Annotated in this window: 10 protein-coding genes; 8 read left to right on the forward strand and 2 right to left on the reverse strand. The window is 64.6% G+C overall.

What is annotated here, in order from left to right; genetic code table 11:
- Positions 1-80 precede the first annotated feature (80 nt).
- The gene (gene rocD / locus ACVJ19_RS21300; RefSeq protein ID WP_453950961.1) at positions 81-1,295 is read right to left on the reverse strand and encodes an ornithine--oxo-acid transaminase; all 1,215 of its coding nucleotides are present in this window, start codon (positions 1,293-1,295) and stop codon (positions 81-83) included.
- 227 nt (positions 1,296-1,522) lie between these two features.
- Positions 1,523-2,743, reverse strand: a complete 1,221-nt coding sequence (locus ACVJ19_RS21305; RefSeq protein ID WP_453950962.1) for a cytochrome P450 — start codon at positions 2,741-2,743, stop codon at positions 1,523-1,525.
- Positions 2,744-2,848: 105 nt separating this feature from the next.
- Here ACVJ19_RS21305 and ACVJ19_RS21310 point away from each other — a divergent pair, with 105 nt between their 5' ends.
- The 8 genes from ACVJ19_RS21310 (at position 2,849) to ACVJ19_RS21345 (ending at position 13,580) form a co-directional block, all read left to right on the forward strand.
- On the forward strand, positions 2,849-3,391 hold the full coding sequence (locus tag ACVJ19_RS21310; RefSeq protein WP_212343565.1) for a phosphonopyruvate decarboxylase: 543 nt from the start codon (positions 2,849-2,851) through the stop codon (positions 3,389-3,391).
- On the forward strand, positions 3,388-3,978 hold the full coding sequence (locus tag ACVJ19_RS21315) for a thiamine pyrophosphate-dependent enzyme (protein ID WP_453950963.1): 591 nt from the start codon (positions 3,388-3,390) through the stop codon (positions 3,976-3,978). The genes ACVJ19_RS21310 and ACVJ19_RS21315 overlap by 4 nt, the downstream gene beginning before the upstream one ends.
- Positions 3,979-4,121: 143 nt before the next feature.
- On the forward strand, positions 4,122-4,823 hold the full coding sequence (locus ACVJ19_RS21320; protein WP_453955176.1) for a TetR/AcrR family transcriptional regulator: 702 nt from the start codon (positions 4,122-4,124) through the stop codon (positions 4,821-4,823).
- A 1-nt stretch (position 4,824) separates the two neighbouring features.
- Positions 4,825-6,018, forward strand: coding sequence for an efflux RND transporter periplasmic adaptor subunit (locus ACVJ19_RS21325; RefSeq protein ID WP_453950964.1), 1,194 nt, complete (start codon positions 4,825-4,827; stop codon positions 6,016-6,018).
- Positions 6,019-6,087: 69 nt separating this feature from the next.
- Positions 6,088-9,183: a MexW/MexI family multidrug efflux RND transporter permease subunit gene (locus ACVJ19_RS21330; RefSeq protein ID WP_453950965.1), complete on the forward strand. Its 3,096-nt coding sequence runs from the start codon at positions 6,088-6,090 to the stop codon at positions 9,181-9,183.
- A gap of 160 nt (positions 9,184-9,343) precedes the next feature.
- The gene (locus ACVJ19_RS21335) at positions 9,344-11,947 is read left to right on the forward strand and encodes an ATP-binding protein (protein WP_453950966.1); all 2,604 of its coding nucleotides are present in this window, start codon (positions 9,344-9,346) and stop codon (positions 11,945-11,947) included.
- Positions 11,944-12,333, forward strand: coding sequence for a response regulator (locus ACVJ19_RS21340; protein WP_453950967.1), 390 nt, complete (start codon positions 11,944-11,946; stop codon positions 12,331-12,333). Before ACVJ19_RS21335 ends, ACVJ19_RS21340 begins: the two co-directional genes overlap by 4 nt.
- Complete coding sequence (locus ACVJ19_RS21345; RefSeq protein ID WP_453950968.1) at positions 12,330-13,580, forward strand: adenylate/guanylate cyclase domain-containing protein; 1,251 nt, start codon at positions 12,330-12,332, stop codon at positions 13,578-13,580. Before ACVJ19_RS21340 ends, ACVJ19_RS21345 begins: the two co-directional genes overlap by 4 nt.
- Positions 13,581-13,589 lie beyond the last annotated feature (9 nt).

The raw sequence follows: 13,589 nt of genomic DNA on the forward strand, positions 1-13,589 counted from the left end.
CTGCACGAGTCCGGTTCTGGCCGGGCCGCTAACTCGTCGTTGGCCGGGGCCGGCAATGCGATCTTCCGACGCAGGCAGCTTCAGGAGAAATCCTGCGTCAGGGTGGTGGCGAGCCGCTCCAGCGCCCAGTCGACCTGGTCGCTGGTGATCACCAGCGGTGGAGCGATGCGGATCGTTTGCTCATGGGTGTCCTTGGCCAGGATGCCCTTGCCCTGCAGCGCCTCGCAGTAGCGGCGGGCGCGGCCGGCCTCGGGATGCAGCTCGACCGCCAGCATCAAGCCGCGCCCGCGTACCTCGCGGATCGTGTTGGCGCGAATGTCCTTCAAGCCTTCCAGAAAGCGCGCGCCCTGCCTGGCCGCGTTCTCGATCATGCCTTCCTCGACCAGCACGCGCATCGCCGCGCGCGCCACGGCGCAGGCAAGCGGGTTGCCGCCGAAGGTCGAACCGTGCTGCCCGGGTCGCAAAGTCCCGAGCACGTCGTTGTTCGAGAGCACGGCCGACACCGGATAGAAGCCGCCGGACAGGGCCTTGCCGAGCAGCGTCACGTCCGCCTCTATCCCCTCGTGCTGTTCGGCGAGCAGCTTGCCGGTGCGGCCGAGCCCGGTCTGGATCTCGTCGAGCACCAGCATCACGTTGTTGGCAGTGCAGAGCTCCCGCACCCTCGTGAAATAGCCGGCAGGAGGAATGACGACACCGGCTTCGCCCTGGATCGGCTCGACCAGGAAGGCGACCGTGTTTGGGGTGATTGCCTCCTCCAGCGCCGCGGCGTCGCCGAACGGGATGATCTTGAAGCCCGGCGCGAACGGCCCAAAGTGTCCGTGTGTCTCGGGGTCGGTCGAAAAACCGACGATGCCCAGCGTGCGTCCGTGGAAATTGTTGGCGCAGACGATGATCTCGGCCTGGCCGTCCGGCACACCCTTCACCTCATAGCCCCATTTGCGAACCGACTTGATCGCGCTTTCGACCGCCTCCGCGCCGCTGTTCATCGGCAGCACCTTGTGGGAACCGGTGAGCGCCGCGATCTCCTCGTAGAACAGGGCGAGCTGGTCGTTGTGGAAGGCCCGCGAGGTCAGCGTCAGCCTGTGCGCCTGTTCGACCATCGCCGCCAGGATCTTGGGGTGGCAGTGGCCCTGGCTGACCGCCGAATAGGCGGAGAGGCAATCGAGATAACGGTTGCCTTCGGTATCCCAGACCCAGACACCTTCGCCGCGCGACAGGACGACCCCGATCGGCGCGTAATTTTGGGCCCCAAAGCGGGCTTCTGTTGCGATGAAATCAATGACCGACGCGCTCATCTGTCGTCACTCCATTGCTGCCCGCGGGGGCTTCAACCGACTGCACCGGCGGCCTTCAGCTTGATTTGGGTATCAGTCTGCCGCCTTGGAAGCCTCCATGCGCCAATGGCGAGGCGCAGCCCGATTTGTCCGAAACGTCAGATAGTTCTGCGGAACCATATGGTGTCCTTCGCCGACCTGGCCTCTACTGTGCATGGGGTTGTTTTCGACACTTTTGTTTTGGGCCCTCAGCCAAGCGCGCACGGCACGCTCAAAAAGCCGCGGAACCGCACCCGACCGCCCCGCACCGGCTGGCCGCTGACGGCATAGTTCGGGAAGCGCGCCAGGAAACGGGAGATCGCAATCGCCCCTTCCAGCCGCGCCAGCGCCATGCCGGCGCATTGATGCGCGCCGGTGGCGAAGGCCAGATGCCGGTTCGGCGTCCGCGCGATGTCGAAACGTTCGGGGTCGGGAAACTGCGCGGGGTCGCGGTTGGCTGCCCCGATGCACAGCGTCACCGACGTGCCGGCGTCGAGCATGACGCCGCCGAGCTCGACCTTTTCCGTGGTCATGCGGTTGCCGAGCTGGTTCGAGCTCTCGTAGCGCAGCATCTCCTCGACCGCGGTCTTGATTAGATCGGGGGTATCGATCAGGCGCTGCTTCTGGTCCGGATTGCGGTCGAGCGCGACGAGGCCGTTGCCGATCAGGTTGGTGGTGGTCTCATGGCCGGCATTGAGCAGGAAGATGCAATTGTGCAGCAGCTCCTTCTCGGTCAGCCGCTCGCCGTTCTCCTCGCCTTGAATGAGACGCGTCAGCACGTCGCGCTCGGGATTGCCCGGCTTGGCGCGCCGCCGCGCCACCAGTGTTTCGAGATAGGCGAGAAAGTCAGTCACCGCCTTGTTGCCGCGCGCGGCGACTTCCGTCGACACCACGGGTTCGAGCGCGCCGAGGATCGCCAGCGACCAGTCGCGCAGCGGTCCGCGCTCGTCATGGGGCACGTCGAGCAGATTGCCGATCACCTCGATGGGAATCGACGCGGCGAAATCCTCGATCAGCTCGCAGGCGCCCTTGGCGGCGATGGCGTCGAGCAGGCCGTCGACCAGCTTGACGATGTCGCCCTCCATCCCCGCGATCGCGCGCGGCGACAGCGCGCCCATGATCAGGCGGCGTACGCGGGTGTGCGCCGGCGGATCGTTGAAGACGAGACTGGTGGTGTGGTGCTCGTAGAGCGGCGTGTCGCCGTATTTCGGTGCGAACTCGCGCTTCTTGTCCGAGCTGAACGACTTCGTGTTCTTGTAGGTGGTGACGAGATCGTCGTAGCGGGTCAGGAACACCGTGCCGTTCGGCAGGCGCTTGACCGGCTCGTTCTCCCGCAGTGCACGATAAGTCGGATAGGGGTTGTCGTAGAATTCAGGCGTCAGCTTCTCGAGGTCGAAGCTGGCCGCCAGCGCCTTCGCATCTGCGTTCATCCCGTTATACTCGCCGGTTAAAGCCGTTATGCCGTTTTTGTTGTTCTGGTCGGCGCATGCATGCGTCTACAGTCTTTGCACCTTGCTAGCCGACCGGACAGGAAAATGCACGCACGCGCTGACGCTGCCGACACGGTGCCGAACTGGCCCGACGATATTTTCGCGACCTTGCAACGCTTCGACGTGCGGCAGGTGCCTTACGTGCCCGATGCCGGTCATTCGAAACTGATCCAGCGCGTGCTGGACTCCTCCACCATGCGCGGCATTGCGCTGACGACGGAGGAGGAGGGCGTGGCGCTTCTCGCCGGTGCCTGGGCCGGTGGCCAGCGCGGCGTCTTGCTGATGCAGTCGAGCGGCGTCGGCAATTGCATCAACATGCTGTCGCTGATCCCGATCCTGCGCTTTCCGTTCCTCACGCTCGTGACCATGCGCGGCGAATGGGGCGAGTTCAATCCGTGGCAGGTGCCGATGGGATCGACCACGCAGGGCGTGTTCGAGCTCTCGGGTGTCCAGGTGCTGCGGGCCTCCAGCGCGGCGGAAGTTCCCGCAGTGCTCGAAGCCGCTGCATCGCAAGCCTACAACGCGCTTACGCCCACCGCCGTCCTTCTGTCGCAGCGCCTGATCGGCGCCAAGGTTTTCACCAAATGAGCAAGGCCAATCTCCTCGACCGCCGTCAGGTGGTCTCCACCCTGCTTGCAGACCGCAAGGACGTGGTCGCGATCGGCGGCCTCGGTGCCTCGACCAACGACATGTGCGCGGCCGGCGACCATGCCCGCAACTTCTATCTCTGGGGCGGCATGGGCGGCGCCGCGATGATCGGGCTGGGTCTGGCGCTGGCGCAGCCAAAACTGCCGGTGCTGGTCATCACCGGCGACGGCGAGATGCTGATGGGCTTGGGCAGCCTTGCCACCATCGGCCTGCAGAAGCCCGCCAACCTCTCGATCGCGGTGCTCGACAACGAGGCCTATGGCGAGACCGGCGGCCAGACCAGTCACACCTCGGCCGCCGCCGACCTCGTCGGCGTCGCCAGGGCCTGCGGCATCGAGGACAGCCGGTCGATCTCGACCATGGCCGGGGTCGAGGCCTTCGCCAAAGCCGTCCATGACGTGTCGGCGGGCCCGCGATTTGCCAATGTGAAGATCGACAGCGCCAATCTGGAGCGAATTCTGCCGACCCGGGACGGGACCTACATCGTCAACCGGATCCGTGGGGATCTCGGCTTCCAGCCGATCTAGGCGGTCTGCCCATCCCGCGTCGCCGACCTCCTGCACGCGGGCCGTGCAGGCTGGATCAATTTCCACTAATTTTTACACCGCATGCAGGTTGCGATGCAGCATAGTGCTTGACTTTTGCGTGGGTGAGTGCTTACTCACTAATCATGAGCTCATTGCGTATGACGAGCGACCTGAGGCGTCAGTTGATCCTCGGTGCCGCGAAACGCTGCTTTGCCCGCCACGGATATAACGGCACCACGACGAAGAGCGTGGCGGCCGCTGCTGCTATTTCCGAGGCGCTGCTGTTCAAGCATTTCCCCTCCAAGGCGGCGCTGTACGCCGAAATCCTCAGCGACGAATGCGAGGCGGACCCGGCGCTCATCGAGCTGCTCGAGCGGGAGCCGTCGACGGCCGCCCTGGTCGAACTGATCCGCGGCATGGTCCAGCACTTCCTCCACATCGCCGACGGTCCCGACCAGGAAGAAGCGCAGCGCCTGCGACTGATGGCCACGAGTCATTTGGATGATGGCGAATTCGCCCGTCTGCTATATGCCAAAATCGAGAAGCTGATCGGGGCGGTCTTCGTCGCCTCGCTCGAGCGTGCGGTTGCCAGCGGTGACGCGCGGCCTTTCAGCGGCGATCCGCTCAACCTGTTCTGGTTCGCGCATCACACGGTGATGACGGCTGCGCTGACCAGGCTGCCGGCTGCGCCCTGTCTCGCTTACGGCAAGGCGAACGATCTGGAGCGGCAGCTCTGTGAGTTTCTCCTGAGGGGTATCGGACTTAACGACGCCGCAATTGCTTCGCATTTGGGCCGCGATCAGGCCGCGGATGCGGGCAAGACGGCGATTGCAGAAAGTGCATGACATGAACATCGTAGCCGAACACAAGATTTCGGGCGAACCGATCGACAACAAGGCTCCCAAGCGTCCGGTCCGGCCGGTGCTCTGGTTCATCATCGTCGGCACGCTGCTAGCCGTGCTCGTCGGTGGTCTCGTCTGGTTCAATAACTTCCGCGGCCAGATGATCAAGCAGTTCTTCGCCAACAACAAGCCGCCGCCGACGGCAGTCAGCGCGGCCGAGGCGAAGTCGGAGGTGGTGCCGAACCTGCTCACCGCGGTGGGCAGCCTCGTTGCCGTGCACCAGGTCGACGTCAGCGCCGACGTCAACGGCCGCGTCACCGCGATCAAGTTCGAGCCCGGCACGCGTGTTGAGGCCGGCACGCCGCTGGTGCAGCTGTTCGACACGCCGGAGCAGGGCGACCTCGCCAATTACAAGGCGCAGGCGACCGTCGCGCAGCTTTCGCTCGACCGCGCCAAGCAGCTGGCCTCGCGCCAGTTCGGTCCGCAGGCGACCGTCGACCAGGCCCAGGCCGCCTACGACCAGGCGGAGGCGGGCATCGCCAAGACCGAGGCGCTGATTTCGCAGAAGCTGGTGCGCGCGCCGTTCTCCGGCGATCTCGGCATGCGCAAGGTCGAACTCGGCCAGTATCTGACGGCCGGCACCGCGATCGTCTCGTTGACCGACCTGTCGGAGCTGTGGGCCAACTTCACGGTGACCGAAAAGGATTCCGGCAGCCTCAAGGTCGGGCAGACCGTTCGGCTCAAGGTCGACGCCTATCCGGGCCGCACCTTCGAGGGCAAGATCACCACGATCGAGCCGCAGATCGCGACCGACACCCGCAACATCCGCGTGCAGGCCACGATCGCCAATCCCGAGAAGATCCTGAAGCCGGGCATGTTCGTGACCACGACGGTGGTGCTGCCGGACAAGCCGGCGGTGATCACCGTTCCGGAAACGGCGGTCGACTACACGCTGTACGGCGACTCCGTGTTCGTGATCACCGAGAAGAAGGAAGAGGACGGCAAGATCAGCCTCTCGGCGGTGCGTACCTTCGTGCAGACCGGCAACCGGGTCGAAGGTCGCACCGAGATCGTCAAGGGTCTGAAGGCGGGCGACAAGGTCGTCGCCGTCGGCCAGCTCAAGCTGCAATCGGGCGCGGCGGTGTCGATTTCGACCGACCCGGCTCCGCAGATCCCGGCGCAGCCGCCGCGCTACTGACAACATCCTCGCGTGATCCGGCCCGGCCGGATCACGCATCTTGAGACAAAAGAAATCGAGATCGCCGCGATGGCCTTTACCGATATTTTCATCAAGCGCCCGGTTCTGTCGGTCGTCGTCAGCCTGCTGATCCTGCTGATCGGCCTGCGCGCCGCGATGGTGCTGCCGATCCGGCAATATCCGAAACTGTCGAACACGGTCATCAACATCACGACCGTCTATCCCGGCGCGTCCGCCGACCTGATCCAGGGCTTCATCACCACGCCGATCGAGCAGGCGGTCGCCTCCGCCGAGGGCGTCGACTACATCACCTCGTCCTCCGTGCTCGGCACCTCGACGATCCAGGTCTACATCAAGCTGAACTTCGATCCGAACCAGGCGCTCACCGAGGTGCTGGCGAAGACGAATTCGGTGAAGTACCTGATCCCGAAGGAGTCGAACGATCCGATCGTCACCAAGACCACGGGCCAGACCACGGCCGTGATGTATCTCGGCTTCTCCTCGGAGGAGCTGTCGGGTTCGGCGATCTCCGACTATCTGACGCGTGTGGTGCAGCCGGTGCTGTCGACCGTCGACGGCGTCGCCTCGGCCGACATTTTGGGCGGCCAGACCTTCGCGATGCGGCTGTGGCTGGATCCCGTGAAGATGGCCGGCCGCAACGTTTCGCCGGCGGATGTTGCAGCCGCGATCACCGCCAACAACTTCCAGTCCGCGGCGGGCCAGACCAAGGGCTACCTCATCGTCTCGAACGTCTCGACGAATACGGGCCTGACCGACGTCAACCAGTTCAAGAAGATGATCGTCAAGGCCAAGGACGGCGGCTTCGTCCGGATGGAGGACATCGCCACCGTCGAGCTTGCGGCCCAGAGTACGGACGCCAGCGTCGCCTTCAACGGCGAGCACGCGATCTTCATCGGCGTGCAGGCAACGCCGCAAGGCAACCCGCTGACGCTGGTCAAGGGCGTGCGCGCACTGTTCCCCGAGCTTGAGCGCAATCTGCCGCCGTCGATGAAGATGAAGGTCGCCTACGATTCGACCAAGTTCATCCAGTCCTCGATCGACGAGGTGGAGAAGACGCTGGGCGAAGCCGTGATCATCGTCATCGTGGTGATCTTCCTGTTCCTGGCCTCGCTCCGCTCGGTCATCATTCCCGTCGTCACCATCCCGCTGTCGATGATCGGCGTCTGCACCCTGATGCTGGCGCTGGGCTTCAGCTTCAACCTGTTGACGCTGCTCGCGATGGTGCTCGCGATCGGTCTCGTCGTCGACGACGCCATCGTCGTGGTGGAGAACATCCACCGCCATCTGGAGGAAGGGAAGACACCGGTCCAGGCATCACTGCAAGGCGCGCGCGAAATCGTCGGTCCCGTCATCTCGATGACCATCACGCTCGCCGCGGTGTACGCGCCGATCGGCTTCCTCGGTGGCCTCACCGGTTCGCTGTTCCGCGAATTCGCCTTCACGCTGGCGGGCTCGGTGATCGTGTCGGGCGTCATCGCGCTGACGCTGTCGCCGATGATGTGCTCGGTGCTGCTGAAGAACACCGAAGAGGGCCGCTTCGCCAAGCTCGTGAACCGGGTGTTCGGGGCGCTGACGCGCTGGTACGGCCGCAAGCTCGACCGCTCGCTCGACTACAAGGCGATCACCGGCCTGTTCGCGATCACGATCCTCGGCCTCGTCGGCTTCCTCTACATGCACACCTCGAAGGAGCTGGCGCCCGAGGAAGACCAGGGCATCGTGTTCGCGGTGACCAAGGCGCCGAAATACGCCAACATCGACTATGTCGATTATTACGGCGAGAAGCTCGACAAGGAATTCCAGAAATTCCCCGAGACCGATCTGCGCTTCGTGCTGAACGGCATCAACGGCCCGCAGGGCGGCACCGCCGGCATGCTGCTCAAGCCCTGGGACGAGCGCAAGCGCTCGTCGATCCAGCTGAAGCCGCTGGTGCAGGCCGAGCTCTCCAAGATCGAGGGCGTGCAGGCCTTCGCGTTCAACCTGCCGCCGCTGCCGGGCGGACCGGGCGGTCTGCCGGTGCAGATGGTGATCAACTCCACCGCCGGGTTCCAGACGGTCTATGAGCAGATGGAGAAGCTGAAGGACGCCGCGCGCAAGAGCGGCATGTTCATCGTCTCCGACAGCGACCTCGCCTACAACCAGCCGAACGTCGAAGTGACGATCGACCGGACCAAGGCGCAGGACCTCGGCGTCAACATGCAGAACCTCGGCTCTACGCTCGCGGTGCTGCTCGGCGGCAATTACATCAACCGCTTCAATCTCGAGGGCCGCTCCTACCAGGTGATTCCGCAGGTGCCCCGCGGCAAGCGGCTCTCGCCGGAATCGCTCAGCGGCTACTATGTGACCACCAACACCGGCCAGCAGCTGCCGCTGTCGACGGTGGTGTCGATCAGGACCAAGACCGATCCGAACTCGCTGACCCACTACAACCAGCTCAATTCGGCGACGTTCTCGGCCGTGCCGATGCCCGGTGTGACCGTCGGTGCTGCGGTCGACTTCCTCGAAAGCGAGGCCAAGAAGTTGCCGCAGGGTTTCAGCCACGACTATCTGGCCGACTCCCGGCAGTATGTGCAGGAAGGCAACCAGCTCGCGATCACCTTCGGCTTCGCGCTGATCATCATCTTCCTGGTGCTGGCGGCGCAGTTCGAGAGCCTGCGTGACCCGTTCGTGATCATGATCTCGGTGCCGATGGCGATCGTCGGCGCGCTGATCCCGCTGTTCTTCGGCGTGGCGACCATGAACATCTACACCCAGGTCGGTCTGCTCACCCTGGTTGGCCTGATCACCAAGCACGGCATCCTGATGGTGGAGTTCGCCAACGAGCTCCAGGTCAAGGAGCGTCTCGACCGCCGCTCGGCCATCGAGATGTCGGCCCGCATCCGTCTGCGGCCGATCCTGATGACCACGGCCGCGATGGTGACCGGCCTGATCCCGCTGCTGACCGCGACCGGTGCGGGTGCGGCCAGCCGATTCTCGATCGGTCTGGTCGTCGTCGCCGGCATGTCGATCGGTACGCTCTTCACTCTGTTCGTGCTGCCCGCGGTCTACGTGGTGCTGGCGACCGACCATCGTGCGGCGGCCGATTCCGAGCGGAACAAAGAGGTCAACGAGCTCGATCTCGGCGCCAAGGCGCTACGCCCGACCTGAGTCCGGAAGCAAGCCAATCGGAGGGCGGCAGCGGCGAGTCCGCTGCCGCCCTTTTTCGTTGGATCCCGGCCCGGCCCCACCCGGCGGCCGTAGCGATTGGGGTGGTCCTCGGCCGCGCAGGCGAGAGACAAGGTCGGGCCTTCTTGCTAGGTTCCGCGGGATGACCCTCTCCCTCCATCCCGATGCGCCGCAAGCCAGGACGTCGCCGAGCACGGCCTCGAATGGCGTCGTGTCCGGCGAAGCGGCCGGGCGGGGGATCAGGACCCGCCTGTTCGCCAAATACGTCGCGCTGTTCGTGGCGGTCGTCGCGGTCGCGCTGCTCGCCAACGGGCTGTTCGAGGTCTTCTTCTATTATCGCGAGCACAAGGCCTCGCTGATCCGGGTCCAGCATGAGCAGGCCGAGGCGGCCGCGGCCAAGATCGGCCAGTTCGTCAAGGAGATCGAGAGCCAACTCGGCTGGACCACGCAGCTGCCCTGGTCGGCGGGCTCGGTCGAGCAGCGTCGGTTCGACGCGCTGCGGCTGCTGCGCCAGGTACCGGCTATCACCGAACTCGCCCAGGTGGATTCGACCGGCAAGGAACGGTTGCGGGTCTCGCGGCTGGCGATGGACGCGATCGACAGCGGGCTCGACCTGTCGGCCGATCCAAAATTCACCGAGGCGGTCGCGCGCAAGGTCTACTACGGGCCGGTCTATTTCCGCAGGGACTCCGAGCCCTACATGACGCTGGCGCTGGCCGGCGCGCGCAAGGATGCCGGCGTCAGCATCGCCGAGGTCAATCTCAAGCTGATCTGGGACGTCGTGTCCCAGATCAAGGTCGGCGAGCACGGTCATGCCTATGTGGTCGGCCCGGAAGGGCGCCTGATTGCGCATCCCGACATCAGCCTCGTCCTGCGCAACACCGACATGTCTGGCCTTGCACAGGTGCGCGCCGCGCAGGCGGGAGGGGGCACGATCTCGGACGTGCTCCCTGAAGCGCGCAGCATCCTGGGCCAGAAGGTGCTGACCGCATCGGCCCCGATCGCGCCCCTGCATTGGACCATGTTCGTCGAGCTGCCGGTCGAAGAGGCCTATGCCGCGCTGTATGCCTCGCTGCAGCGGCTCGCGATCGTGCTGCTGGCGGCGTCGATCTTCGCGGTGCTCGCCGGGATCTTTCTCGCCCGCCGCATGGTCGGACCGATCCAGGCGCTGCGCAGCGGCGCCGAGCGGATCGGCGGCGGCGATTTCGCGCAACGCATCTCGATCAAGACCGGCGATGAGCTCGAGGGTCTCGCGGATCAGTTCAACGACATGGGCGCGCGCCTGCAGGAATCCTATGCGGATTTGGAAAGGAAGGTCGAGCAGCGCACGGCGGAATTGAGCGAATCGTTGCAACAGCAGACCGCAACTTCCGAAGTGCTCCAGGTTATCTCCATCTCCCCCGGACAGCTGGGGCCGGTATTTCGCATCATGTTGGAGAACGCCACTCGCATCTGCCAGGCTGAGTTCGGGTCGCTTTATCTGCGCGAGGGAGACACGTTCCGCGCCATCGCGATGCACGGCGTCCCGGCCGAGCTGAAGGACGAGATCTACCAGAAGCCGACACGGCCGGCTCCGAATACCGTCATTGGCCGCATCGTTCGGACCAGGGAAACCGTGCATGTCGTCGACACGAGGACGGAGCCGGACTTCTTCGAAACGCCTCGCGGATATGACGGACCAATACTGGCGCTGCGCGCCGGGGCGCGGACACTGGTTGGCGTTCCCATGCTCAAGGACGGGGACCTGATCGGTGCCCTTCTGATCTACCGTCAGCGGCCTCTTGCCTTCTCCAGCAAGCAAATCGAGCTGGTGACGAATTTTGCGGCGCAGGCGGTGATCGCCATGGAAAATGCGCGCCTGCTCAACGAATTGCGTGACCGCACGGATGAGCTGTCGCGTTCGCTCGAGGACCTGCGCGCCGCGCAGGGCCGCCTGATTCAGACGGAAAAGTTGGCTTCGCTCGGCCAGCTCACGGCCGGCATTGCCCATGAGATCAAGAACCCGCTCAATTTCGTCAACAACTTCTCCTCGGTGTCGACCGAGTTGATCGACGAGCTCACTGAGGTCCTGCAATCGGCCGCGCTCGACGGCAAGACGAAGGAGGAGGTCGAGGAGCTGACCGGGATGCTCAGGGGCAATCTCGAGAAAGTGGTGCAGCATGGCAAGCGCGCCGACTCCATCGTCAGGAACATGCTGCTGCATTCGCGCCAGGGGTCCGGCGAGCATCGGCCCGTCGACATCAATGCGGTCGTCGAGGAGAGCCTCAACCTCGCCTACCACGGCGCGCGCGCCGAACGGCCTGCCTTCAATGTCACGCTTCAGCGCGATTTCGACCCCGCCGCCGGTATGGTCGACATCTATCCGCAGGAGATCACGCGCGTCTTCCTCAACCTGATCTCGAACGGCTTCTATGCCGCGGCCAAGCGCAAGGAGAGCGACGGAGACGCCTTCGAGCCCACCTTGAGTGCGGCAACGAAGAACCTCGGCAGCAGGGTCGAAATCCGGATCCGCGACAACGGCACCGGGATTCCGCCCGAGGTGAAGGAGAAGATGTTCAATCCGTTCTTCACCACCAAGCCGGCCGGCGAGGGTACCGGGCTCGGCCTTTCGATGAGCCATGATATCGTCGTGAAACAGCACGGCGGCAGCATCGACGTGAACACCACGCCCGGTGTATTCACCGAATTCATCATCACCCTGCCGCGGACGATGGCAGCAGGCAGCACACCCGGAGGCAAGACTTGAACGTTTACATCCTGGTCGTCGATGACGAGCCCGATGTCGAGGCGTTGTTCCGGCAGCAGTTCCGGCGCGAGCTGCGCGCCGGCCGTTTCCAGATGGAGTTCGCGTCCTCCGCGCCCGATGCGATCAAGCGCGCCGCCGAGGTTCGCGATCCCTCGCTGATCCTGATCCTGTCGGACATCAACATGCCCGGCATGAGCGGGCTCGACATGCTGCCCAAGGTCCGTGCCGCGCATCCGGACGTCCCCGTCATCATGATCACCGCCTATGGCGATGCCGAGACGCGCCGCAAGGCGATCGAACGGGGCGCCGTCGGGCTCCTCACCAAGCCGATTGACTTTGCGCTGCTGCGCCAGGAGATCGATACGAGGCTCGAGCAAGCCGCATGACTGCGACCATCCTCTTCGTCGACGACGAGCCGGACCTCGAAGCGCTGATCCTGCAGAAGTTCCGCAGGCAGATTCGCGATGGGCAGCTCGCCCTGATGTTCGCTCGCGACGGCATCGAGGCGCTGGAGTCGCTGGAGCAGAACCCGCATGTCGACATGGTGGTCTCCGACATCAACATGCCGCGGATGGACGGGCTGTCGCTGCTGGCGAAGCTGCAGGAGGCCGAGGACAAGAAATCGACCATCATCGTCTCGGCCTACGGTGACATGAGCAACATCCGCACCGCCATGAACCGCGGTGCGTTCGACTTCCTGACCAAGCCGATCGACTTCGCCGATCTGGAAACCACGATCCAGAAGACCATCCGCCATGTGGAGATGCTGCGCGACGTGCGGCGGCGCCAGATGGAAGCCGAGCGCGCCCATGCCTCGCTGTCGCGCTTCTTCTCGCCGGAGATCGCAAGACGCCTGGCGACGGATGCCGACGGCGACGGCATGGAGGTGCAGTGGCGCGATGTCGCCACCCTCTTCACCGACATCACCGGCTTCACCTCGCTGGTCGAGACCGCGCCTCCGCAGACGCTCGGCCAGCTCCTCAACGAATATGTCGGCGGCATGACCGAGATCGTGTTCGCGCATGAGGGAACGGTCGCCAAGATCATCGGCGATGCGATCCAGGTGCTGTTCAATGCCCCCGGCGATCAACCGGACTATGCGACGCGTGCGGTTGCCTGCGCGCATGCTCTCGACGCCTGGGCGCAGGATTTTTCGGCGCGCTGGAAGGCCAAAGGCGTGAATTTCGGCACCACCCGTATCGGTGTCCATGCCGGCCCGGCGCTGGTCGGCAATTTCGGCGGCAACCGTTTCTTCGACTACACGGCCTATGGCGACACTATCAATATTGCGGCCCGGCTGGAGGCGGCGAACAAGCATCTGGGAACGCGCATCTGCGTCAGTGCCAGCGTGGCTGAGGCCGCTGCAAACTTCCACGGTCGTCCCGTGGGCGACCTGATGCTGCGCGGGCGCAGCGAGCCGCTGCGTGCGTTCGAGCCGCTGCCGCAGGCGAGGTTCGAAGCGCCGGCGACGGCGCAATATTCCGAAGCCTTTGCCAAGATGGAGGCCGGGGATGCTGCCGCCATGCCGGCCTTTGCGGCGCTGGTCGGCGTCTACGCCGACGATCCGCTAGCCGGGTTTCACCTGAAGCGCCTGCTCAACGGCGCCAAGGGCATTCGCATGCAACTGGAATAGGAGCCCGTC

The organism is Bradyrhizobium sp. USDA 376 (genome assembly GCF_054063675.1).

What these genes read in the sequence shown, in the direction of transcription:
- ACVJ19_RS21330 (WP_453950965.1), top strand. Translation starts at nt 6,088, where the DNA reads ATGGCCTTTACCGATATTTTCATCAAGCGCCCGGTTCTGTCGGTCGTC.
- ACVJ19_RS21335 (WP_453950966.1), top strand. Translation starts at nt 9,344, where the DNA reads ATGACCCTCTCCCTCCATCCCGATGCGCCGCAAGCCAGGACGTCGCCG.
- ACVJ19_RS21345 (WP_453950968.1), top strand. Translation starts at nt 12,330, where the DNA reads ATGACTGCGACCATCCTCTTCGTCGACGACGAGCCGGACCTCGAAGCG.
- ACVJ19_RS21315 (WP_453950963.1), top strand. Translation starts at nt 3,388, where the DNA reads ATGAGCAAGGCCAATCTCCTCGACCGCCGTCAGGTGGTCTCCACCCTG.
- rocD (WP_453950961.1), bottom strand. Translation starts at nt 1,295, where the DNA reads ATGAGCGCGTCGGTCATTGATTTCATCGCAACAGAAGCCCGCTTTGGG.
- ACVJ19_RS21320 (WP_453955176.1), top strand. Translation starts at nt 4,122, where the DNA reads ATGAGCTCATTGCGTATGACGAGCGACCTGAGGCGTCAGTTGATCCTC.
- ACVJ19_RS21325 (WP_453950964.1), top strand. Translation starts at nt 4,825, where the DNA reads ATGAACATCGTAGCCGAACACAAGATTTCGGGCGAACCGATCGACAAC.
- ACVJ19_RS21305 (WP_453950962.1), bottom strand. Translation starts at nt 2,743, where the DNA reads ATGAACGCAGATGCGAAGGCGCTGGCGGCCAGCTTCGACCTCGAGAAG.
- ACVJ19_RS21310 (WP_212343565.1), top strand. Translation starts at nt 2,849, where the DNA reads ATGCACGCACGCGCTGACGCTGCCGACACGGTGCCGAACTGGCCCGAC.